The organism is uncultured Lutibacter sp. (assembly GCF_947495725.1).
Lineage (GTDB): Bacteria > Bacteroidota > Bacteroidia > Flavobacteriales > Flavobacteriaceae > Lutibacter.
On sequence record NZ_CANLZZ010000001.1, the window covers coordinates 547,605 to 570,154 of the forward strand.

Annotated in this window: 22 protein-coding genes; 10 read left to right on the top strand and 12 right to left on the bottom strand. The window is 30.0% G+C overall.

Annotation, left to right across the window (positions count from 1 at the left end; all coding sequences use genetic code 11):
• Positions 1 to 141: 141 nt before the first annotated feature.
• Complete coding sequence (locus Q0776_RS02240; protein ID WP_298364437.1) at positions 142 to 1,932, top strand: chloride channel protein; 1,791 nt, start codon at positions 142 to 144, stop codon at positions 1,930 to 1,932.
• 11 nt (positions 1,933 to 1,943) lie between these two features.
• Positions 1,944 to 2,189: a hypothetical protein gene (locus Q0776_RS02245; protein WP_298364439.1), complete on the top strand. Its 246-nt coding sequence runs from the start codon at positions 1,944 to 1,946 to the stop codon at positions 2,187 to 2,189.
• Here Q0776_RS02245 and Q0776_RS02250 read toward each other — a convergent pair.
• Positions 2,186 to 2,635, bottom strand: a complete 450-nt coding sequence (locus Q0776_RS02250; RefSeq protein ID WP_298364441.1) for a nucleoside deaminase — start codon at positions 2,633 to 2,635, stop codon at positions 2,186 to 2,188. The genes Q0776_RS02245 and Q0776_RS02250 overlap by 4 nt on opposite strands.
• A 57-nt stretch (positions 2,636 to 2,692) precedes the next feature.
• Between Q0776_RS02250 and Q0776_RS02255 the strand changes: the two genes are divergently transcribed.
• Both Q0776_RS02255 and Q0776_RS02260 read left to right on the top strand, forming a co-directional pair.
• A complete protein-coding gene (locus Q0776_RS02255; protein ID WP_298364443.1) occupies positions 2,693 to 4,462 on the top strand; it encodes a 1-deoxy-D-xylulose-5-phosphate synthase in 1,770 nt (589 codons plus the stop codon).
• A 37-nt stretch (positions 4,463 to 4,499) separates the two neighbouring features.
• Positions 4,500 to 5,456 (top strand): DUF3078 domain-containing protein, encoded by a 957-nt coding sequence (locus Q0776_RS02260; RefSeq protein WP_298364448.1) that lies wholly within the window; start codon positions 4,500 to 4,502, stop codon positions 5,454 to 5,456.
• A 10-nt stretch (positions 5,457 to 5,466) separates the two neighbouring features.
• Here Q0776_RS02260 and Q0776_RS02265 read toward each other — a convergent pair whose 3' ends face one another.
• The 3 genes from Q0776_RS02265 to Q0776_RS02275 form a co-directional block, all read right to left on the bottom strand.
• Positions 5,467 to 7,023, bottom strand: a complete 1,557-nt coding sequence (locus tag Q0776_RS02265; RefSeq protein ID WP_298364451.1) for an aldehyde dehydrogenase family protein — start codon at positions 7,021 to 7,023, stop codon at positions 5,467 to 5,469.
• A gap of 129 nt (positions 7,024 to 7,152) precedes the next feature.
• Complete coding sequence (locus Q0776_RS02270) at positions 7,153 to 8,367, bottom strand: hypothetical protein (RefSeq protein ID WP_298364453.1); 1,215 nt, start codon at positions 8,365 to 8,367, stop codon at positions 7,153 to 7,155.
• A gap of 14 nt (positions 8,368 to 8,381) precedes the next feature.
• Positions 8,382 to 8,918 (bottom strand): sigma-70 family RNA polymerase sigma factor, encoded by a 537-nt coding sequence (locus Q0776_RS02275; RefSeq protein WP_298364456.1) that lies wholly within the window; start codon positions 8,916 to 8,918, stop codon positions 8,382 to 8,384.
• A gap of 87 nt (positions 8,919 to 9,005) precedes the next feature.
• On the opposite strand from Q0776_RS02275, the gene Q0776_RS02280 reads away from it, so the two are divergent.
• On the top strand, positions 9,006 to 9,986 hold the full coding sequence (locus Q0776_RS02280; protein ID WP_298364459.1) for an acyl transferase: 981 nt from the start codon (positions 9,006 to 9,008) through the stop codon (positions 9,984 to 9,986).
• 55 nt (positions 9,987 to 10,041) lie between these two features.
• Here Q0776_RS02280 and tyrS read toward each other — a convergent pair whose 3' ends face one another.
• Positions 10,042 to 11,328, bottom strand: a complete 1,287-nt coding sequence (gene tyrS / locus Q0776_RS02285; protein ID WP_298364461.1) for a tyrosine--tRNA ligase — start codon at positions 11,326 to 11,328, stop codon at positions 10,042 to 10,044.
• A gap of 82 nt (positions 11,329 to 11,410) precedes the next feature.
• Between tyrS and Q0776_RS02290 the strand changes: the two genes are divergently transcribed.
• Positions 11,411 to 12,427, top strand: a complete 1,017-nt coding sequence (locus tag Q0776_RS02290) for an SDR family oxidoreductase (RefSeq protein WP_298364464.1) — start codon at positions 11,411 to 11,413, stop codon at positions 12,425 to 12,427.
• Here Q0776_RS02290 and Q0776_RS02295 read toward each other — a convergent pair.
• The 3 genes from Q0776_RS02295 to Q0776_RS02305 form a co-directional block, all read right to left on the bottom strand.
• On the bottom strand, positions 12,420 to 12,755 hold the full coding sequence (locus Q0776_RS02295) for a DUF4296 domain-containing protein (protein ID WP_298364466.1): 336 nt from the start codon (positions 12,753 to 12,755) through the stop codon (positions 12,420 to 12,422). The two genes, Q0776_RS02290 and Q0776_RS02295, sit on opposite strands and share 8 nt — an antisense overlap.
• A 79-nt stretch (positions 12,756 to 12,834) precedes the next feature.
• Complete coding sequence (locus Q0776_RS02300; protein WP_298364468.1) at positions 12,835 to 14,184, bottom strand: dihydroorotase; 1,350 nt, start codon at positions 14,182 to 14,184, stop codon at positions 12,835 to 12,837.
• 15 nt (positions 14,185 to 14,199) lie between these two features.
• Complete coding sequence (locus Q0776_RS02305) at positions 14,200 to 14,919, bottom strand: polyprenol monophosphomannose synthase (protein ID WP_298364469.1); 720 nt, start codon at positions 14,917 to 14,919, stop codon at positions 14,200 to 14,202.
• A 69-nt stretch (positions 14,920 to 14,988) separates the two neighbouring features.
• Here Q0776_RS02305 and Q0776_RS17800 point away from each other — a divergent pair, with 69 nt between their 5' ends.
• Entirely contained in the window at positions 14,989 to 15,651 is a 663-nt protein-coding gene (locus Q0776_RS17800) for a DUF4271 domain-containing protein (RefSeq protein ID WP_366138624.1), read from the top strand.
• A gap of 18 nt (positions 15,652 to 15,669) precedes the next feature.
• Positions 15,670 to 16,416 carry a uroporphyrinogen-III synthase gene (locus Q0776_RS02310; protein ID WP_298364471.1) on the top strand — a complete coding sequence of 249 codons (747 nt, stop codon included), beginning with the start codon at positions 15,670 to 15,672 and terminating at the stop codon, positions 16,414 to 16,416.
• 43 nt (positions 16,417 to 16,459) lie between these two features.
• Here the strand turns inward: Q0776_RS02310 and radA are convergent, their stop codons facing one another.
• From radA to panC, 4 genes are read right to left on the bottom strand one after another with little or no spacing between them, the layout of a single operon-like run.
• Positions 16,460 to 17,818, bottom strand: coding sequence for a DNA repair protein RadA (gene radA / locus Q0776_RS02315; RefSeq protein WP_298364474.1), 1,359 nt, complete (start codon positions 17,816 to 17,818; stop codon positions 16,460 to 16,462).
• A 39-nt stretch (positions 17,819 to 17,857) separates the two neighbouring features.
• Positions 17,858 to 18,835, bottom strand: a complete 978-nt coding sequence (locus Q0776_RS02320; RefSeq protein WP_298364477.1) for a lysylphosphatidylglycerol synthase transmembrane domain-containing protein — start codon at positions 18,833 to 18,835, stop codon at positions 17,858 to 17,860.
• Positions 18,836 to 18,837: 2 nt separating this feature from the next.
• On the bottom strand, positions 18,838 to 19,188 hold the full coding sequence (panD, locus tag Q0776_RS02325; RefSeq protein ID WP_298364480.1) for an aspartate 1-decarboxylase: 351 nt from the start codon (positions 19,186 to 19,188) through the stop codon (positions 18,838 to 18,840).
• 38 nt (positions 19,189 to 19,226) lie between these two features.
• On the bottom strand, positions 19,227 to 20,066 hold the full coding sequence (panC, locus tag Q0776_RS02330; RefSeq protein WP_298364484.1) for a pantoate--beta-alanine ligase: 840 nt from the start codon (positions 20,064 to 20,066) through the stop codon (positions 19,227 to 19,229).
• 107 nt (positions 20,067 to 20,173) lie between these two features.
• Here panC and Q0776_RS02335 point away from each other — a divergent pair, with 107 nt between their 5' ends.
• Both Q0776_RS02335 and Q0776_RS02340 read left to right on the top strand, forming a co-directional pair.
• Complete coding sequence (locus tag Q0776_RS02335; protein ID WP_298364487.1) at positions 20,174 to 20,980, top strand: glycogen/starch synthase; 807 nt, start codon at positions 20,174 to 20,176, stop codon at positions 20,978 to 20,980.
• A gap of 25 nt (positions 20,981 to 21,005) precedes the next feature.
• Positions 21,006 to 22,547: a DUF4270 domain-containing protein gene (locus Q0776_RS02340; protein ID WP_298364489.1), complete on the top strand. Its 1,542-nt coding sequence runs from the start codon at positions 21,006 to 21,008 to the stop codon at positions 22,545 to 22,547.
• Positions 22,548 to 22,550: the final 3 nt, after the last annotated feature.

The following is a 22,550-nucleotide window of genomic DNA, read 5'->3' on the forward strand; positions in this document are numbered from 1 at the left end:
AAAAGGAGAAAAGAAATCCAAAGACGAATGCTGTAAAAAATATAAAAAGAAAGGTGAAAAGAAATGTAAAAAATGCCCTAAAAGGATTATTTAATCTTTTTATTTAGGTAATTTTGCACATTCTTATTTGTTCAAAAAACAATGTCGCACAAATTAAAATATATACTTAAAAGATTTCTAATTTGGAAGTATCAACACATTTCCGATAAACAATTTGTACGTATTGCAAGTGCAATAATTGGTCTGTTAGCAGGTTTAGGAGCTGTGCTTTTAAAAAACTTTACACATTTCATCCAACATTTATTGGAGAGCGAGTTTATTAAAGATCTTCATATTGCCTTTTACTTTATTTTCCCTCTTATTGGATTGTTCTTGGTTCGTATGGTTAAAAGATACGGTATTAAGAAAAAGGTGGGACATGGAATTCCATCAACATTATTTGCAATTTCAAAGTTAAAAGGAATTCTCCCACGGCACCAAATGTGGTCATCTCTTTTAACTGCGCCATTAACTGTTGGTTTTGGTGGTTCTGTTGGTTTAGAAGGCCCAACCGTTGCAACTGGAGCCGCATTGGGATCTAACTTTGCGCGTTTAATGCATTTAAATCAAACAACAAGAACATTACTTATTGGGGCTGCAGCTGCAGGTGCTATGTCATCTATATTTAAAGCTCCAATCGCAGCAATTATCTTTGCCGTAGAAATATTTAGTTTAGAATTAACAATGGTTTCAATGATTCCTTTATTATTGGCATCCATTACTGCTGTTTTAACTTCCTATTTCTTTTTTGGAGATGATGTATTACTTCATTTTAATATTGAAGATAAATTTCAATTAAACGATGTTATTTTTTACATTTTATTAGGTGTGTCTTCTGCGGCGGTATCTATTTATTTTAGTAAAGTTTATTTTAGAATAGGAGCTTTTTTTAGAGACTTTAAAGGAGCTCACAAAAGATTGCTTTTTGGTGGAATTTTGTTGGGAGTCATGGTTTTTTTAATTCCACCTTTATTTGGTGAAGGTTATTCAACAATAAATAATGTCTTAAAAGGAAATATAGCTCCAATAGTTGCCAATAATATTTTTCATATTGAAGCTGATAATTTTTTAGTTATTATCACTTTTTTAATAGGTTTGGTTATTTTTAAAGTAGTAGCTACATCACTAACCTTTGGTGCTGGTGGCGTTGGAGGTGTTTTTGCACCAACACTTTTTACAGGTAGTATTGCAGGTTATGTTGTTGCACTAATTATCAATCAAAGCGCATTGTTTAGTCACCAAGTATCTCAAACAAACTTTGCAATGGTAGGTATGGCGGGGTTGATGGCAGGTATTTTACAAGCTCCATTAACTGCAATCTTCTTAATTGCAGAACTTACCGGAGGTTATGAATTATTTGTGCCGTTAATGATTGTTTCATCCATTTCATATTTAATAACAAAACATTATATCCCACATAATATTTACGCATCTGAATTAGCTAAAAAGAAGCAATTACTTACACATGACAAGGATAAAAATGTGTTAATGCTAATGGATATTGATAAAGTTATTGAAACTAATTTTATTATCTTAAAACCAGAAATGACCTTAGGAGACATTGTAAATAATGCGGTTGCAAAATCATCGAGGAATCACTTTCCTGTTGTAAATAAAAACAATGAATTTTTGGGTATTATTACCTTAGATGATATTAGAAGTATCATGTTTAACACAAAATTATACGATAAAGAACGCGTATTGGATTTAATGCACAGTGTGCCTGATATAATTAATTACAACAAAGATTCTATGGAAGAAATTATGGATAAATTTAAAGTAACCGCTGCTTGGAATTTACCTGTAATAAAAGATGGAAAATATGCTGGCTTTATATCAAAATCGCGTTTACTTACTGCTTATAGAAGAAAATTAATCCACGTAACGGCTTAAATTCAACATTTATGAAATACCTATTAACTACTCTATTAATTATTATTCTTTCTGTACTAGCTTATGGTTATTATGCAAAAAGTTCAGGATCCGCTAATGGTGAAATAATAATTGGAATTGGTGTTTTAGCAATTGCTTTTATTTTTATGCCTTTATTTATTTATCATCGCTATAAAAATAAAAATATTAAAGATTTTACGTTTGATAAATACCGAAAAGATTTAGAAGATCACATAAAAAAAGAAGAAGAAAATTAATTTAGATTTCTTTTTTCAATAAAAAACTTAGTTAAGAGTGTTGCACATTCTTTTTCTAAAATGCCTCCAATAACTTCTGTTTTTGGATGCAAAGTTGTATTTAAATTCCTAAAACCTCTTTTTTCTTCTGAAGCTCCATATACTATTTTTCCTATTTGAGCCCAATAACTTGCTCCGGCACACATTTGACAAGGCTCTAAAGTAACATACATAGTACATTCTTTTAAATATTTACCTCCCAAAAAATCGGCAGCAGCTGTAAATGCCTGCATTTCGGCATGTGCAGTAACATCATTTAACGTTTCAGTTAAATTATGTGCACGTGCAATAATTTGGTTTTTCATAACAATAACAGCTCCAACAGGAACTTCGTTTTTATCAAAAGCCAATTGAGCTTCTTGCAAAGCTCTTTTCATAAAATAAATATCATCAAATGGATTTATCATTTTTCAAAAGTAATTATTTTAATATAACGAACAATTTAAATAGTGTAGTTTTGTATTGTGAACAAAAATTTATTGGAAAATATTACAAACCCTATTGATTTGCGTAAGCTTTCAAAAAACCAGCTCACTCAAGTTGCAAAAGAGCTGCGTAATTTTATTATTGATATAGTTGCTGTTAAAGAAGGCCATTTGGGTGCCAGTTTAGGTGTAATTGAGTTAACAATTGCATTACATTATGTTTTTGACACTCCTAATGATTTACTTATTTGGGATGTAGGTCACCAGGCTTATGGCCATAAAATTTTAACTGAAAGACGGGATAAATTTCACACAAATAGACAATTTAATGGTATTTCTGGATTTCCAAAAAGAAGTGAAAGTATTTATGATGCATTTGGAACAGGACACTCTTCTACATCAATATCAGCAGCTTTAGGAATGGCAATTGCCTCAAACATAAAAGGTGATTTTGAAAAGCATCATATTGCAGTAATTGGAGATGCCTCCATTGCAAGCGGAATGGCTTTTGAAGGTTTAAATCATGCCGGAGTTTCTAATGCTAATTTGTTAATTATTTTAAACGATAACGCCATGGGGATTGACCCAAGTGTTGGCGCATTAAAAAACTATTTTACTAATGTAAAGTTGGGAAAAAAAGTTAGAAAAAATAATATTATTGAAGCTTTAAATTTTAATTATTCTGGACCAATTGATGGACACAATATTTTGGCTGTAATTTCCGAGTTAGAAAGACTTAAAACCATAAAAGGCCCAAAGTTTTTACACATAATTACAACAAAAGGAAAAGGGTTAAAAAAAGCTGAACAAGATCAGGTAAAATATCATGCCCCAGGAAAATTTGATAAAACAACGGGGGAAATTATTTCTACAAATAATGATTTATTACCACCAAAGTATCAGGATGTATTTGGAGAAACAATTGTTGAGTTAGCTTATAAAAATGAAAAAATTGTTGGAATTACCCCAGCAATGCCAACTGGTTCTTCTTTAAAATTAATGATTGATAAAATTCCTACTAGAGCCTTTGATGTGGGAATTGCAGAACAACATGCAGTTACCTTATCAGCTGGAATGGCTTCTCAAGGATTAATTCCATTTTGCAACATATACTCTACTTTTTTACAACGTGCATACGATCAAATTATTCACGATGTTGCTATACAAAATCTTCCAGTAATTTTCTGTATTGATAGAGCGGGTATTGTAGGTGAAGACGGAGCTACACATCATGGTATTTTCGATATTTCATTCTTAAGGTGTATTCCTAATTTGGTGATTTTTGCACCTCTAAACGAAATTGAGTTAAGAAATATAATGTATACCGCTCAGTTGGGAATTAATTTTCCTTTGGCAATTAGATATCCAAGAGGAAGAGGCACTATTACTAATTGGAAACAACCTTTTTCTCCTATTGAGATAGGACAAGGCTCCTGTATTTCTAAAGGTGAAGAAGTTGCAATATTAAGTATTGGAACAATAGGAAATAAAATAATTAAAATTCAGCCTAACTTACCTAAAAACAAATTTGCTCATTACAACATGAGATTTGTAAAACCTCTTGATGAAAAACTACTAAATGTCATCTTTAAAAAGTACAAAACTATAATTACAATTGAGAATGGCACAATTATTGGAGGATTTGGAACTGCTATTTTAGAATTTGCAGCTAAAAATGAATATAAAAATGTAACAATAAAAACATTAGGTTTTCCCGATGATTTTATTCCTCAAGGTAGTGTAGATGAACTTTTTAACAACTTCAATTTATCTGAAGAACAACTAAAAAAAGTTTTACTGAATTTGTAAGCTCCCTGAGTACATATTTTACCTTTAAATTAAAATTATGAGATTAAAACTCTTTCTAGTTTTCACACTTATTTACTCAATTAATTCAAATGCATCTACTAAAGATGATCCTATTGAAGCCACACCCGACTCTATTAGCAAGTGGAAAGAAACTAATAATTTAAAACTAATTTTTACTCAAAACTCATTTGTAAACTGGAGTTCTGGAGGAAATAATTCAATATCTGGTATAATTAAAATCCATTCCACAAGAAATTATAAATACAAACATTTAGTATGGTCTAACGAACTTAAAAGTAGTTTTGGATTAAACAAAGAAGCTAAACGAGAATTAAGAAAAACAGAAGATCTTCTTGAATTAAACTCCTCTTTTGGATATAGAAAAAACACTAATTCAAATTGGTACAACTCAGCTAAATTTGATTTTAAAACTCAATTTGCAAACGGTTACAAATACCCTAATACTGATAAACCTATTTCAAAATTGTTTGCTCCAGCCTATATGTTTATTGGTATTGGTTCTGAATATTTTTCCAAAAAACAAAACTTAAAACTATACTTATCGCCCATAACAAATAAAACCACTTTTGTTTTTAGTCAAACATTAGCAAATGAAGGTGCATTTGGTGTTCAACGCGCTATTTATAATGACGAAGGAGCACTAGTTAAAGAAGGTGAAAATACTAGAATGGAATTTGGAAATTTGGTTACCTGCGAATGGAAAAAAGATGTTATGGATAATATAAAAATGGCCAATAAACTCATTTTATATTCAGATTACTTAAATAATTATGGTAATATTGATGTTAACTGGGAACTTAATTTTGATTTAACCATTAACAAATATGTTACCGCAAATGTGGGCTCACACTTAAGGTACGATCACGACATTAAAAACAAAGAAGATATAAATAATGACGGAACTCTTGAGATTGTTGGTCCAAAAGTTCAGTTAAAACAACTACTAGGAGTTGGTTTTTCTTATAATTTTTAATTTAATTCATCTATTCTAAATCAAATTTTATGCCTTGTGCTAAAGGTAAATTTGTTGTATAGTTGATTGTATTTGTTTGTCTACGCATATAAATTTTCCAAGCATCGGAACCTGACTCTCTGCCTCCACCAGTTTCTTTTTCACCACCAAAAGCACCACCAATTTCAGCTCCAGAAGTTCCTATATTTACATTTGCAATTCCACAATCGGAACCTGCATGAGATAAAAATTGTTCGGCTTCACGTAAATTATTTGTCATAATTGCCGAAGAAAGACCTTGATTAACACCATTTTGAATTTCAATCGCATTTTCAACACTTCCAGAATACTTTAATAAATACAAAATAGGAGCAAAAGTTTCGTGCTGCACAATTTCATAATAGTTCTCAGCTTCAACAATTGCGGGCATCACATAACAACCACTTTCATAACCTTTACCACTTAAAACGCCTCCCGAAACAATTTGGTTTCCTCCTTCTTTAACTGCTTTTTGCAATGCATTCTCATACATTTTTACAGCATCTTTATCAATTAATGGGCCTACGTGATTATTTTCATCTAAAGGATTTCCTATTCTTAATTGTTTATAAGCCTTAACTAATGCCTCTTTAACCTTATTGTACATAGATTCGTGAATAATTAATCTCCGAGTGGATGTACATCTTTGACCCGCTGTACCAACTGCGCCAAAAACAGCTCCAATAATTGTCATTTTTAAATCTGCATCTGGTGTAACTATAATTGCGTTGTTTCCGCCTAATTCTAATAAAGATTTCCCCAAACGCTCGCCAACGGTTTTTCCAACAATTTTACCCATTCTAGTTGATCCAGTTGCAGAGATTAATGGAATTCTTTTATCAGTGGTCATAAATTCACCCACTTTATAATCACCATTAATTATATTTGAAATTCCTTCAGGTAAGTCATTTTCTTTTAAAACTTGCGTAATAATATTTTGACAAGCAATACTGCATAGCGGCGCCTTTTCTGAAGCTTTCCAAATACAAACATCACCACAAACCCAAGCTAAAGCAGTGTTCCAAGCCCAAACAGCAACTGGAAAATTAAATGCTGAAATAATTCCAACTATTCCAAGAGGATGGTATTGTTCATACATTCTATGTCCTGGTCTTTCAGAATGCATTGTTAACCCGTGTAATTGACGTGATAATCCTACTGCAAAATCACAGATATCAATCATTTCCTGAACTTCTCCCAAACCTTCTTGAAGTGATTTTCCCATTTCATATGAAACCAACTCACCTAAAGGTTGTTTTAATTCTCTTAATTTATCTCCAAACTGTCTAACTATTTCTCCTCTTTGAGGAGCAGGCTTTAATCTCCAACTTTTAAACGCTATTTGAGCAGCATCTAACACTTTTTCATAATCATCTTTAGTAGTGCTAGAAACAGCACCTATTAACTCTCCATCAACCGGTGAAAATGATTTAATTATTTCTCCATTCCCAAATGCTATGGAACCTGTTGAAGTTCCAAAATTTATAGGTTTTACTCCTAATTGATTCAATGCCTTCTGAATAGTACTTTTTATATTTAAGGATTTCATTTTAATTAGAATTTAAAGTGTTATACTAACAAAGCTACGAATATTAAATGGTATAAAAAGTAAAGCCATTTCAAAAAATGAAATGGCTAACTTCTTCAATATTTGGTAACCAACCAAATAATAAACCAACTAAAACTTATAATTTAACCCTGTATATACACCTAAATAGTAAGGTTGTAAGCTACCAGAATTTTTTGAAAAGGTATTTGTTTGCATTTTAAACATTGGTGAAATGTTAATAAATAGATTTTTACGTATAGAATAATCTACATCAACTCCAATATTTCCACTAAAATTTATAGATCTTAAATTGTTAGATGATCCTAAACTTTGAGTAAATGAGTTTGTTTCTACAAAAACTTCATCTTTATTTAATAAAAGTGTACTAAAACCTCCAACTAAATTAACTCCAAGTTTACCATTGGTAACATTATATTTTAATTCCACTGGAATCTCTACATAGCCAAATGCCTGATTAACACTACCTCTATTTGGGTCAATTGCATTAATATCGCTTTGCTTTAAAGTAGTTAAACTTTGTGCTTTTGTTCTAATAGGATCAGTTGATAAATTTGAAAATCCCAATACTGAAACACCTGGGGTTACATATATATCATTTGTTTTATAACCTAAATTAATAAGATTTACACCTGATTGTACACTAAATTTATCATTAAGTTTATAGGCTAGTTTTATTCCATAAGAATAGGATGAACTTCCTGAAGCTCTATTATCTTTAAATTGCTCATCAATCCCCGATCCATCGCCAAGCGAATTAATGTATATAGGCGCATATATGGTTGCTACTGTAATTCTTCCGGCACTAACTTCTTTATTTACACTTTTCCTTGCTTTTTTATCTGAAGCCGGTAAACTTAAAGCATCTACTAAAATAGAATTGTTTTGATTATTTTTATTTGCTGAAGTCTCTTCAATCTCATTATTCTCTTTATTCTCAACATCAGAAAAGGTTAATTTAGCATTTTTTACAGATGTTTTAAACTCATTTGATTGTTGTTGAAGATTTATAACTTTCCTTTTATATGGATCTTCTTCAATAGTTACAATAGAATCTTTATCTAAAAGAGATTTTGAAGTATTCTTTTGTTTAATAAGATTTTTTGATAATTTATTTTTTGGAATAAAATAGATGGTGCCAATACTAAAAAACAAAATAAACAAAGCAGCAATACTTGCAAATTTCACCCAAATTGGTATTCGTTTTTTTCTAGAAACTGGTTTTAAATTCTTGTCAATTGCATTCCAACATTTATTAGGAGGAAGAATGTCTAAGTCTTTTAAATTTTCTTGAAATATTCTATCAATATTTTTGTAATCTCTCACTTTAACCTTTTATCTTATACAGACTGTTGACTCTCTTGATACACCTCAATTTTTTGTTTTAAAATGCCTCTTGCTCTGGCCAAATTTGATTTTGATGTGCCTTCTGCAATTTTTAACATTTTTCCAATCTCTTTATGAGAATGACCATCTAATACATAGAGGTTAAAAACCATTCTGTACCTATCTGGTAACTCTCTAATAAGATTTAACAAAAACTCCAAAGAAATTTCATCATCGTCGATGTCAACAACTACCTCTTCAGGAATCTCTTCAGTAACAATATTTAACACAGATTTTTTTCTATATTTTAGTAAAATCGTGTTCACCATAACGCGCTTCATCCAACCTTCAAATGAACCCTCAAACTTAAACTGTCCAATTTTATCGAAAATGGTTATAAAACCATCTTGAAAATTATCTTGAGCCTCTTGTTTATTTTTAGAGTATTTTAGACATATAGAGAATAATTTACCAGCAAAAAGCTGATAAATTTCTTTTTGTGCCTTTCGGTCATTTTTTGCACATTTTTTTATGAGCTTTTCTAAACCCAAATATTAGTGTTTTAATTGTTAATAAGATACCTTAAAAGATAATAGGTTGCGTAAATTTACATTACTTTTGTGATGTTTCCCAATTTTATGAAAAGAATTAAGCCATTTAAAATTCTAACTAAACAAGAATTTGAAAAAACTGCTCTTGAAATTTTTAAGTTTCAAGCAACTAATAATTTGGTCTATAAAAAATTTATTGAACTATTAAATATTTCTGTTTGTTCTGTAAATTCTATAAAGGAAATTCCCTTTTTACCAATTCAATTTTTTAAATCTCATAAAGTTGTATCCACAAACAATCCTATTGAGCAACTTTTTTTAAGCAGCGGAACTACTGGAACCATACAAAGTAAACATTATGTTACTGATGTGTCTATTTATGAAAAAAGCTACAGAAACGCTTTTGAATATTTTTATGGAGATATTAAAGATTATACTGTTTTAGCGTTGTTGCCTTCCTATTTAGAGCGTGATGGTTCTTCCTTAATTTATATGGTTGACGATTTAATTAAAAAATCTAACAAACCAAAAAGCGGCTTTTACCTTAATAATTTTGATGAATTATCTAAAAATTTAAAAGAATTAGAAAAAAAAGGAGAAAAAACACTTTTAATTGGTGTTTCCTTTGCACTACTCGATTTGGTTGAAAACCATAAATTTAACCTAAAAAACACTATTATTATGGAAACGGGCGGAATGAAAGGTAGACGAAAGGAATTAATAAGAGAAGAATTGCACCAAATTTTATGTAATGGTTTTGGAGTTAAAAATATTCATTCAGAATTTGGAATGACAGAATTACTAAGTCAAGCTTATTCTAATGGAAATGGCCTATTTAAATGCCCTCCTTGGATGAAAATTATAACACGAGATACAGAAGATCCATTAACCATTTTACCTGAAGAAAAATCAGGAGGAATTAACATTATTGACTTAGCCAACATAAATTCTTGCTCATTTATTGCAACACAAGATTTAGGAAAAATACATAAAAACGGTACATTTGAAGTTTTAGGTCGCTTTGACAATTCTGACATTAGAGGATGTAACTTACTGATTTTAAGATAAAAAAAAGACTGCTTTCGCAGTCTTTAATTTTTAATTTAATTGTAAGTTTAATTATCTAAATAACTTTTAAAAAAAAGTAACTTTTTTTACCTCGTTGTAATAATACAAATTTATTTGCAATTAAGTCCGATAATGTAACAATAAAATCATCTTTTACCTTTTCTTTATTAACAGAAATTGAATTTTCCTTTAATGCTCTTCTTACTTCACCATTCGATTTTAAAAAGCCATTTTCTGCAAATGCGGCAACAATATCCAATCCACTTTCTAATACAGATTTGCTAATTTCAGCCTGAGGAACACCATCAAAAACATCTAAAAAAGTTTGTTCGTCTAAGCTTTTTAAATCATTGGCTGTAGATTTCCCAAACAGTATATTTGAAGCTTTAATTGCATTTTCATAAGCATCTCGTCCGTGTGTCATTACAGTCACTTCTTCGCCTATTTTTTTCTGAAGAATTCTCATATGAGGAGCTTCCTTGTGCTCTTTAATTAATGCTTCAATAGTCTCTTTATCTAAAAATGTGAAAATTTTAATATACTTTTCGGCATCTTCATCTGAAGAATTTAACCAATATTGATAAAATTTATAAGGTGAAGTCCTATTAGCGTCTAACCAAACATTACCTCCCGCTGTTTTTCCAAATTTAGAGCCATCGGCCTTGGTAATTAACTTACATGTTAATGCATAAGCCTTTCCTTGTGCTTTTCTTCTCACCAATTCGGTTCCAGTGGTTATATTTCCCCATTGGTCAGAACCTCCCATTTGAAGCATGCAATTTTTTTCTTTATACAAATGATAAAAATCGTATCCTTGAAATAATTGGTAAGTAAATTCAGTAAAACTCATTCCTGTTTGTGAATCTGAACCTAAACGCTTTTTTACAGAATCTTTTGCCATCATATAATTAACGGTAATATGTTTACCTACATCGCGTACAAAATCAATTAACGAAATATCTTTCATCCAATCGTAATTGTTCACTAATTCTGCGGCATTTTCTGAAGTATTATCAAAATCTAAAAAACGAGCTAATTGTGCTTTTACACCTGCAACATTTTTATTTAAAGTTTCTTCATCTAACAAGTTACGTTCGTCTGATTTTCCTGAAGGATCACCAACCATTCCTGTGGCGCCTCCAACTAAAGCTATTGGATTATGACCAGCTTTTTGAAAATGCATTAAAATTATAATTGGCACTAAACTTCCAATATGCAAAGAATCAGCAGTTGGATCAAACCCAATATAACCAGTTGTTTTATTCTTCAATAAATACTCTTCAGTTTCAGGCATTATATCATGTAACATGCCTCTCCATTTCAATTCTTCAACAAAATTCATTTTGAAATTTTTAAATTTCAGCAAAGATAAAATTTTACTTTTTAGAATTACTTTAAATAAACATTTTTGTTACATTCGTTTTATGATATTAGTTACAGGAGGAACAGGTTTAGTTGGGTCGCATTTATTATATCAACTCTCTTTAGAAAATGATGTTGTTAAAGCTATTTACAGAAAAAATAGCAATTTAAAAGCCGTTAAGCATGTGTTTAGTTATTTTTCAAATGATTTTGAAAATTTATTTAAAAAAATAATTTGGATTGAAGCTGATATTACCGATGTTGTTACTTTAGATTTAGCTTTTGAAAACGTAACAGAAGTTTATCATGCCGCCGCTCTAATTTCCTTTAATCCAAAAGATTATAGGGAAATGCGAAAAATAAATATTGAAGGAACTGCAAATATTACTAATTTTTGCATTGAAAAAAAAGTGCGTAAGCTATGTTTTGTAAGTTCAATAGCAGCAGTTGGTAAAGCTGTTAATAATCAAAAAATAAATGAAGAAAATGAATGGGATATTGAGAAGAGCAATTACGGATACGCAATTTCAAAGTATGGAGCAGAAATGGAAATTTGGAGAGCCTCACAAGAGGGAGTGCCCGTTATAATTGTAAATCCAGGAGTAATAATAGGTGCTGGTTATTGGAAAAATGGCTCTGGAAGTATTTTCGATAAAATTTTTAACGGGTTTAAGTTTTATTCTGAAGGTGTTACTGCTTATGTTTCAGTATCTGATGTTGTTAAAGCCATGATATTACTTACAAAAAGTGATGTAAAAAATGAACGCTTTATTCTTGTTTCTGAAAATTTAAGTTTTAAGGAAGTGTTTTCCCAAATTGCAAAAGTTTTTAAAAAAAATGCACCTACTATTAAAACTTCACCATTAATGAGTTCAATTGGCTGGAGGATAGAATGGTTTAGATCTTTATTAACAAGGAAACCTCCATTACTTACTAAACATTCATCAAAAACAATACACGAAAAAAGGTATTATAGCTCGGCTAAGTTAAAAAAGGCTATTAACTTTAAATTTGAACCAATTTCAAAATCAATAGTCCAAATTTGCGGGTATTATTTAAAGGATAAAAAAACTATTTAATCGTTTTTTTACCCTTTAAATCTTTTAATTTTGGTTGTAATTTTTGTTCTGCCTTTAATATAGAATCTTCTATTTTTTTCTCGTATTCATAGAGTTTGGTTAATTCTTTTAAACGTTCTTCTACCTTGTTTAAAATTTCATCATACTCATCAACTTTTGATGTATAATAATAATTACTTTCTTGAAATAATGCACTATCTATTTTGTGTTTTTCAAATACAAGAGGATAGTAATTAACTTTTCGTTTTAAATCTAAGTTTTTAATATTTTCAGCACTTGAAGCAATAAACATATCTGTCAAAACATCAACCATTTTATCTTTTGACATTAAATTTTCAGGCTTCTTTAAAATTGTATTACTTGTACAACTAAAAATGAATATTGAAATAATTATTATGTAAATATATTTATTCATTTGATCTATTAAACTCTAATCTTTTACCTTTTATTGTATCGTTAAAGGTTCCATTATTATAAATTAAATTACCGTTTACAAAAGTGTGGGTAATTTTTGAGTAAAAGGTTGTACCTTCAAAAGGAGACCATCCACATTTATAAAGGATATTATCTTTTTTTACGGTCCAAGGTGATGCTATATCGACTAAAACCAAATCAGCATAATATCCTTTTTTAATAAACCCTCTTTTATTAATTTGAAATATTTTTGCAGGATTATGGCACATTTTTTCTACAATTTTTTCAATAGAAATTTTACCTTGTCTGTGAGCCTTAAGCATTGCAGGAAGTGCATGCTGTACTAATGGACCTCCACTTGGAGCCTTTGTATAAACTTGTTTTTTTTCTTCTAAAGTATGTGGCGCATGGTCTGTAGCAATTACATCAATGCGGTCATCTAATAACGCTTTCCACAGGCCTTCTTTATCTTTCTCTGTTTTAACTGCAGGGTTCCATTTTATAAATGTTCCCTTTGTTTTATAATCTTCTTCATTAAACCACAAATGATGTATACACACTTCAGATGTAATTTGTTTTTTCTCTAAAGGAATTTTATTTGTAAATAACTTTGTTTCCTTTTCAGTTGATAAATGAAAAACATGCAAACGTGCACCTGTTTTTTTTGCCAATTCAATTGCTTTGGATGACGATAAATAACAAGCCTCTTCACTTCTAATTTTTGGGTGCATTTCAATTGGAATATCTTCTCCAAATTCCTTTAAATAAGTTTCTAAATTATCTTTTATTGTGGCTTCATCTTCGCAATGTACCGCGATTAGCATTTTTGTTGAAGAGAATATTTTTTCTAACACTTCTTCATTATCCACTAACATGTTTCCAGTAGAAGAACCTAAAAACAACTTAATTCCTGCTACATTTTTAGGATCTGTTTTAAGTAACTCCTCTAAATTATCATTAGTACCACCAAACATAAAAGAAAAATTAGCATAAGAAGTTTTTGCTGCATTTTTAAATTTTTCTTCAAGTAGCACTTGCGTTGTAGCTTGCGGAACGGTATTTGGCATTTCAATATAGGAAGTAATTCCTCCTGCAACAGCAGCTTTACTTTCTGTTTCGTTTGTTGCCTTGTGGGTTAGTCCAGGTTCTCTAAAATGAACTTGATCATCAATTACTCCTGGAATTAAAAATTTCCCTTCTGCATCTATAATTTTTGTACTAGCAGACTTTGAACTTATAGAAATATCGATATCTGCAATAAATTCTCCATCAATTAACACATCTCCCTCAACTATTTTTCCTTCATTAACAATTTGTGTATTCTTAATAAGTATTAACCCCATAACTTTTTCTTTTTCTTATTTTGGCAATCCTTGTAATCGCATTTTAATAACACCAAAAATGGCCTCCGAAATAATTGAACCACTCATTTTTGATGTTCCCCTTTTTCTATCTGTAAATATTACAGAAACTTCTTTATGTTTAAATTTTCTTTTCCAAGCTTTAAATTTCATTTCAATTTGAAAAGCATAGCCTACAAATTTAATTTTATTTAACTCAATTTCTTCTAAAACCTTTCTTTTATAACAAACAAATCCTGCTGTTGTATCATAAATTGGTATTTGTGTTATAATTCTAACATATTTTGAAGCAAAATATGATAAGAATAAACGTTTAAAATCCCAATTAACAACATTTATTTTATTATTCAAATATCTCGACCCTATTGAAAAATCAGCTCCGTCAATTGCGCAAGCATTATATAGTTTTATTAAATCCAACGGATTGTGCGAAAAATCAGCATCCATCTCAATAATAAAATCATAATCCCTACTCAATGCCCAATTAAAGCCATGAATATATGCTGTTCCTAAACCCGTTTTCTCAATTCTTGTTTCAAGAAATAAATTCGAAAATTGATTTTGTAAATTTCTTACAATTTCGGCTGTTCCATCGGGCGAACTATCATCAACAATTAAAATATCGAATTCCTTTTCCTGCTCAAAAACCGCTTTTATTATTGCTTCAATATTTTCCTTTTCATTAAAGGTTGGTATAATTACCAAAGTATTTGACATATGCAAAAATTATCCAGCAAAGATAACATATTTTATTACTAGTTTTGCGGTACTATTTTAACCTGATATATGTTTGAAGCTGAAAAAATAATAAATTTAAATAATGATTGGATTACATTCGTTTTTTTTATAATTCTTTCTATTCTTACTACCGAAAAATTTCTTTTTGGCAATAGACTCGTACAAACAAGCACTTTTTTTATTAAAAAAAACAACCTTTTATCTCAATTTAATAGAGAAAAAAATACTTTTTTCAATCTTTTTCAAATACTTTTTTACATTGTTGATGTATTAACAATTGCTTTATTAATCTATTTTTTAATTGAAAATTTAGATATACAAATGATGCTTTTTGGATTTGAGTTATATATTGGAATTGCCATAGGTACAGCTCTCTATTTTCTTTTTCGCTTTCTTATTGGAGCTTTTTTAGCCTATTCTTTAGAACTAGGCGCCATACATAATAAAATTACTTTTTATAAAATTAACTACCTCAACAATACTGTAATTTGGATATTACCTTTTGTTCTTCTTGTAGCCTATTACAACTATCACACGTCAATTGTTATTAATACTACGCTTATCATTTTTTGCATTTTACTCATTTTTAGATATGTATTTTTAATAATCAACAATAAAAACCTTATTATTAACAACTTGTTTTATTTTATTTTGTACCTTTGCGCACTTGAAATAGCACCCTTGGTGATTATTGTAAAATTAACTATTTAAAAGACAAAATTGAACTTTATGAAAGTGAAAACAATTTTGGTTTCTCAGCCAGCACCCAAGACTGATAACTCTCCATACACCGATTTATCAGAAAAGCAAAAAGTTAAAATTGATTTTGTTCCATTTATCCATGTTGAAGGGGTAGAAGCGAAAGAAGTAAGAACTCAAAAAATCGATTTATCAAAATTTACTGCCATTATTTTAACAAGTAGAAATGCAGTTGATCATTTTTTTAGAGTAGCTGAAGAGATGAGATTTACAGTTCCAGACTCTATGAAATACTTTTGTCAATCTGAAGCTGTGGCTTATTACCTTCAAAAATATGTTGTATATCGTAAACGAAAAATTTATGTAGGTCAACGTACTTTCCCTGAACTGTCAAAAATTATAAAAAAATATAAGGATGAAAAATTTCTTTTACCTTCATCTGATAAATTAAAGGACATTGTTCCTGACACTTTAAATGATTTAGGAGTTAACTGGAGCAGAGGTATTTTATACAGAACTGTAATGAGCGACCTTTCAGAATTAAATGATGTTTTTTATGATATTTTGGTGTTCTTTTCACCTTCTGGAATTGAGTCTTTATTTAAAAATTTTCCAGATTTTAAACAAAATAACACGCGTATTGCTGCATTTGGAGATTCAACTATTAAAGCGGCAACTAATGCTGGGTTAAAATGTAATATTCCTGCACCAACACCAGAAACGCCATCAATGACAATGGCTTTAGAAAAGTATATAAAACAGGCTAATAAAAAATAATTATCCTTTACAAGATAAAAAAACCGAGCGTTGCTCGGTTTTTTTATGCAAATAAATTAGCATAAATATCTTCTACCTTAGTTACTTTAACAATTTTAATTTTACAATTAGTAGTATTTATTTTATTGAATTTCGAAATAAATATTTTTTGAAAACCTAACTTTTCCGCCTCTAAAATACGCTGTTCCACTCTATTAACTGGACGTATTTCTCCGGCCAAACCAATTTCTGCAGCAAAACAAAAGTCTTGAGGTATAGCTTCATCTTCATTGGAAGATAAAATTGCGCTAATTACGGCTAAATCAATTGCTGGGTCGTCTACCTTAATACCTCCTGCTATATTTAAAAACACATCTTTTGCTCCCAATCTAAAACCGGCTCTTTTTTCTAAAACAGCTAATAACATGTTCAACCTCTTTAGGTCGTAACCTGTTGCTGAACGTTGTGGAGTTCCATAAACAGCTGTACTTACCAATGCCTGTACTTCAATCATTAAAGGTCTCATTCCTTCTAATGTTGCTGCAATAGCCGTTCCACTTAAATCGTCTTCTTTTTGCGAAATTAATATTTCAGATGGATTATCAACTTCACGTAACCCAACGCTTTGCATTTCATAAATACCCAATTCTGCCGTAGATCCAAATCGATTTTTATTAGCACGTAAAATTCTATAAGTATGGTTTCTATCACCTTCAAATTGTAAAACAACATCAACCATATGTTCTAAAATTTTTGGCCCAGCAATATTACCATCTTTTGTAATATGCCCAATTAATAAAACTGGAGTTGCCGTTTCTTTGGCAAATTTTATAAGCTCTGATGTAGTTTCTCTAATTTGAGATATTGAGCCTGGCGAAGCTTCAATATACTCTGTATACAAAGTTTGGATGGAATCAATAACAACAACATCTGGCTGCACTTCTTCAATTGCCCTAAATATATTTTGAGTTTTAGTTTCGGTTAATATTAAACAATTTGTATTATCTATTTGAAGTCGTTCTGCTCTCATTTTAATTTGAGACTGACTTTCTTCACCCGAAACATACAATACTCTTTTAGGTATTGCTAGTGCAATTTGCAATAACAATGTAGATTTTCCAATTCCGGGCTCTCCTCCCAATAGTAGCATTGAACCTTTTACCAATCCACCACCTAAAACTCTATTAAGTTCATTATTTTCTGTTGAAATTCGATCTTCCTTGTTTATAGAAATATCGTTTATCTTAAGAGCTTTGTTTACTTTTTTAGATGTAGTGTTTTGTTTCCAATTTCTTTTTTCTTCTTTTTGAATTATTTCTTCAACAATTGTATTCCATTCATTACAAGAGTTACATTGACCCAACCATTTTGCATATTGCGCACCACAATTTTGACAAAAAAAAGAAGTTTTTGTTTTAGCCATTTATAATAAAATTAAGAAAGTAAATATAAAAAGAAATCCCTATTTAATGTGGTATTTATTATATATTGGAAGTAAAACTAAAGATAATATTCCAAATATTATTACCATAATGGTTTGAGCTGTCCACATTATCCATCCAAAAGCCAAGGCCGCATTGTTATCTATTTTATAAAGAACCAACGCACTGGCTACAAATATTGGGTAAGACCCCAAACCTCCATTAGTTAGCGCCATACTTAATGCACCAACAACAAAACTAACTATTATAGCACCAAAAGGTAAATTAGTAGTTTCAGGTAAAGCAAATGTAACCGCATAAAGCATTAATACATACATTACCCAAATAAAAATTGTATGCAAAATAAATTGCCATTTCTTTTTCATTGTTAAAATACTGGTAATACCTTCTAAAAGACCTTTGATAAAGGATATTATTTTAGCTATATAAGGGTTTGTTGATGTTTTAAAATACCTAAACATAAAAAAACCTATTACCGGAAAAACAACAAATATTAAAATTTTTGTATAAATACTACTTTCACCATCATCCTTAAACAAGTAGCTACTAATTAACTCCGATTGCAAAAAAAACGCAAGTGCAATAATTCCAAACAACATTATTACATCAGCTACACGTTCGGCCACAATTGTTCCAAAAGCTTTTTCAAATGGTATTTTTTCGTATTTTTTTATACCCGCAGCACGTGCAATTTCCCCAGAACGCGGAATGAATAAATTTAACAAATAAGCAATTAAAACAGTCATTATACTATTTGCATATCTTGGCTTATATCCCATAGGTTCCAACATAAAATGCCATCGATATGCGCGTGATAAATGACTTAGTATTCCAAAAATTAAAGACAAGCCAACCCACCAATAGTTTGCAGTTTTAAATGAATTGATTATTGAATCCTTATCGGATGACGACAATTTTGACAAACTGAACCAAATTAAAAATACTCCCAATGCTATTGGGAGTATTAATAATACCGTCTTTTTTATTTTCTTATTCAATTTTAGTTGAGTAGATTGTTTTCTTCATTAGGAAAAACAATTGCAGGCATAAATTTCTTTGCCTCTTCAAAGTCCATTCGTGCATAACATATTAATATTAACACGTCACCAACAGCAACTTTTCGAGCTGCAGCTCCATTTAAAGTTATTTCACCACTATTTCTAGGACCTGGAATTGCATATGTTTCAAGACGCTCGCCATTGTTATTGTTTACAATTTGAACTTTTTCCCCTTGAATTATGTTAGCAGCCTCCATTAAATCTTCGTCAATAGTTATACTTCCAATATAATTTAAATCGGCTCCAGTAACTTTAACTCTGTGAATTTTAGATTTTACTACTTCTATTTGCATAGTGCAAAAATACTTTTTTTTACTTAATTGGTTAATCTTTACAAACTTATATTATCAATAAGTCTTATTTTTCCAGCAAAAACTGCTATAAAAGCTCTATATTTTCGCTTAGGATTATTATTTTTAATTGTTTGAAGCGTTTCTTCTTCAGCAATTTCGAAATATTCAAGTTCTAATAATGGATCTTTTTTAAATTCATTTTCAACCCATTTCACAATATCTAGTGCATTTTCTGTGCCAAACTTTAATTTAACCTTTTTCAAAGTTTTATAAATAAAAGGAGCTGCCAATCTGTGCTCAATTGTCAGCCTAGCATTTCTAGAACTCATTGCTAAACCATCATCTTCCCTATAAATTTCGCAAGGCACAATTTTTACAGGAATTTTATAATTTTTTACTAAACTTCTAATAATTTGTAATTGTTGAAAGTCTTTTTCTCCAAAATATGCTTTATGAGGTTTTACAATCTCAAACAAACGTTTTACAATTGTTCCTACACCATCAAAATGGCCATCTCTAAATTTCCCTTCCATTTGAAATTCAAGTCCGTCAAATTCAAAATTCTCTGATTTAATATTGTTTGCATAAATCTCGGAAGATGAAGGGGCGAATACTAAATCGCAATAAACAGATTTTAAAAGTGATAAATCCTTATCAATTGTTTTAGGATAATTAATTAAATCCTCTTTTTTATCAAATTGAGTTGGGTTTACAAAAATACTCACAACAACAATATCGTTTTCTTTTTTAGCTCTTTCAATTAAGGACAAATGTCCTTTGTGAAGCGCTCCCATAGTAGGTACAAAACCAATAGAAGTTCCTTTTTTTAACGACTTAATTTTCTGTTGTACCGATTTTATTTTAGCAAAAACTAACATGATTTATTGTTAATAAACGTTAAAAGCGTGCAAACTTACATCTTTCAAGCCACATTCTACATAAATTTTCGTAATTTTGCACATTATCTAAAAATTAGAGTTGGATTATGAAAGATAAGAGAGTATTAGTTGTTTCATCAGAAGTTGTGCCTTATTTACCTGAAAATGAACTATCAACTTCTTCGTTTGAAGTAGCTAAAATGATTCATAGTAAAGGTGGCCAAACACGTATTTTTATGCCAAGATATGGGTTAATTAACGAAAGGAGGCATCAATTACATGAAGTTATTCGTTTATCTGGTATGAATTTAGTAATTAATGACATGGATATGCCATTAATTATTAAAGTTGCTTCAATTCCAAAAGAAAGAATGCAAGTTTATTTCATTGATAATGATGAATATTTTAAACGTAAGGCATTGTTTTCGGATGAAGACAACAATTTATTTAGTGATAATGATGAAAGAGCCATATTTTTTGCAAAAGGTGTTGTAGAAACGGTTAAAAAATTAAACTGGTCTCCAGATATTATTCACGTACATGGATGGATGGCGTCTCTTTTACCATTGTATATAAATGAATATTATAAAAATGACCCTTTATTTTCCGACAGTAAAATTGTAACATCTTTATACAACAATGGTTATGAAGGTGAATTAAATAAAGATTTTATCAATAAAATTCAATTTGATAATATTGACAAAGAAAAAATTGAAACTATCTCAAAACCAAACTATACCAACCTTTTAATAAATGCAATTGAAAATTCTGATGCCGTAATTAAGGCAAGTGAAGAACTTCCAGAAGATTTATTAGAATATTTAAAAACAAGTAAAAAACCTGTATTAGAATATTTTTCAGAAGAAGAATTTGATAACGCATATACAGATTTTTACTTAAATAACGTTATATAGTTAATCCATAAAGAGAATTTTATTTATGACAACAAAAGTTGTAAGAACCATAAAACACTTAGGAATTTTATCCTTAGTGCTTTTTACCATAATTTCATGTGAAAAAGAAATTGAAAATGTTGGTGTAAGTCTTGTTGATAATAATAATTTTAGTAACGATAATTTTATATCGGAAGTTATTACAACAAACGAAAATGTTGATCGCATTCCGTCAAACTCCTTAACTCAATATTTATTAGGAGTTTATACAGATGATGAATTTGGAAAACTAAAAGCTTCAATTGTATCTCAAATTACTCCACCAAGACTTAGTACACTTTACAAAGATGGTTATGGAGATAATGCAAAAATTGATTCCGTTATTCTTAATATTCCATACCAAGCAACAAGACAAGATGAAGACTACTCTAATGGAGCTCCAAAATTTGTTATTGATTCCGTTTTTGGAAATGAGGATGTTGAATTTAAGTTAAGTGTTTACGAATTAAAAACATATTTAAACACTCTAAACCCAAGTGACCCATCCAAAAGTATGGTTTACTATTCCGATAAAGAATTTCAAAAAGGAGATACACCTTTTTACTCTGCCAATTTTAAGGTAAACCCAAACGATACTGTCTCGTATATAAAACGATATTTAGATGATGAAGTTACGGTTTATGACACCGATACTATTAAGGCAACAAATACAATCCCATCAATAAATTTGCCTTTGGATGAAACTCTTATTAAACAAATATTTGTTGACAAAGCAGGTGATTCAGAGTTTTTAACGTTAGATAATTTTACAAGATATTTTAGAGGGTTTTATATTGAAGCTATAGAAGCTGGAAGCGATAAAGCTCATCTTATATCTCTAAATATGACTGGGGCAAAGATGACTATTTACTACTCCAAAACACAAGATGAAGATGACGATACCGATTTAAATGGTAATGGTACTAATGGAGAGCTGGGAGTTAGAACAAAACATTCCTATAATTTCTTACTTTCTACTTTAAAATCGAACATTCTAAACAGAGATTATTCAAATTCTAATTTTCAACAAGGAAATAACGAGCGGCTATATATTCAAGGAGCAGCTGGATCAGTTTCAACAATTGAATTATTTTCAAATGAAGATCTAACAGAATTAAGAGCTAATAATTGGTTAGTAAATGATGCTAATTTAACTCTCTATGTAGATCAAAATGCTTCAACATCAGAAATACCAGAACAATTATATATCTATAATTTTGATGAAAATGAACAAATAACTGATGTTTTTACTGAAGGTACTTTAGCAATTGGAGGAAGTTTAGAAAGAGATGAAGATGGAAAACCATATAAATATGAATTTAAAATAACAGATTTTATTTCAGAAGTATTAAAATCTGACGAACCTATAGATTTAGTTAAATTAGGTATAAAAGTTTATAGCGTTTTAGACGCGCCTACCTCAACTACTGATGTTTTAGTTGATAATTATGGATACAACCCGCAAGGAGTTGTGTTATACAACGAAAGTCAAAGTGAAGGAGATAAAAGGGTTAAACTTGAATTATCTTATACTAAAGTTAATAATTAAAAC

Excerpts from the sequence above, each read along its gene's own strand:
- Q0776_RS02240 (WP_298364437.1), top strand. The coding sequence starts at position 142 with ATGTCGCACAAATTAAAATATATACTTAAAAGATTTCTAATTTGGAAG.
- Q0776_RS02245 (WP_298364439.1), top strand. The coding sequence starts at position 1,944 with ATGAAATACCTATTAACTACTCTATTAATTATTATTCTTTCTGTACTA.
- Q0776_RS02250 (WP_298364441.1), bottom strand. The coding sequence starts at position 2,635 with ATGATAAATCCATTTGATGATATTTATTTTATGAAAAGAGCTTTGCAA.
- Q0776_RS02260 (WP_298364448.1), top strand. The coding sequence starts at position 4,500 with ATGAGATTAAAACTCTTTCTAGTTTTCACACTTATTTACTCAATTAAT.
- Q0776_RS02265 (WP_298364451.1), bottom strand. The coding sequence starts at position 7,023 with ATGAAATCCTTAAATATAAAAAGTACTATTCAGAAGGCATTGAATCAA.
- Q0776_RS02280 (WP_298364459.1), top strand. The coding sequence starts at position 9,006 with ATGAAAAGAATTAAGCCATTTAAAATTCTAACTAAACAAGAATTTGAA.
- tyrS (WP_298364461.1), bottom strand. The coding sequence starts at position 11,328 with ATGAATTTTGTTGAAGAATTGAAATGGAGAGGCATGTTACATGATATA.
- Q0776_RS02290 (WP_298364464.1), top strand. The coding sequence starts at position 11,411 with ATGATATTAGTTACAGGAGGAACAGGTTTAGTTGGGTCGCATTTATTA.
- Q0776_RS02295 (WP_298364466.1), bottom strand. The coding sequence starts at position 12,755 with ATGTCAAAAGATAAAATGGTTGATGTTTTGACAGATATGTTTATTGCT.
- Q0776_RS02300 (WP_298364468.1), bottom strand. The coding sequence starts at position 14,184 with ATGGGGTTAATACTTATTAAGAATACACAAATTGTTAATGAAGGAAAA.
- Q0776_RS02305 (WP_298364469.1), bottom strand. The coding sequence starts at position 14,919 with ATGTCAAATACTTTGGTAATTATACCAACCTTTAATGAAAAGGAAAAT.
- Q0776_RS17800 (WP_366138624.1), top strand. The coding sequence starts at position 14,989 with ATGTTTGAAGCTGAAAAAATAATAAATTTAAATAATGATTGGATTACA.
- Q0776_RS02310 (WP_298364471.1), top strand. The coding sequence starts at position 15,670 with ATGAAAGTGAAAACAATTTTGGTTTCTCAGCCAGCACCCAAGACTGAT.
- radA (WP_298364474.1), bottom strand. The coding sequence starts at position 17,818 with ATGGCTAAAACAAAAACTTCTTTTTTTTGTCAAAATTGTGGTGCGCAA.
- panD (WP_298364480.1), bottom strand. The coding sequence starts at position 19,188 with ATGCAAATAGAAGTAGTAAAATCTAAAATTCACAGAGTTAAAGTTACT.
- panC (WP_298364484.1), bottom strand. The coding sequence starts at position 20,066 with ATGTTAGTTTTTGCTAAAATAAAATCGGTACAACAGAAAATTAAGTCG.
- Q0776_RS02335 (WP_298364487.1), top strand. The coding sequence starts at position 20,174 with ATGAAAGATAAGAGAGTATTAGTTGTTTCATCAGAAGTTGTGCCTTAT.
- Q0776_RS02340 (WP_298364489.1), top strand. The coding sequence starts at position 21,006 with ATGACAACAAAAGTTGTAAGAACCATAAAACACTTAGGAATTTTATCC.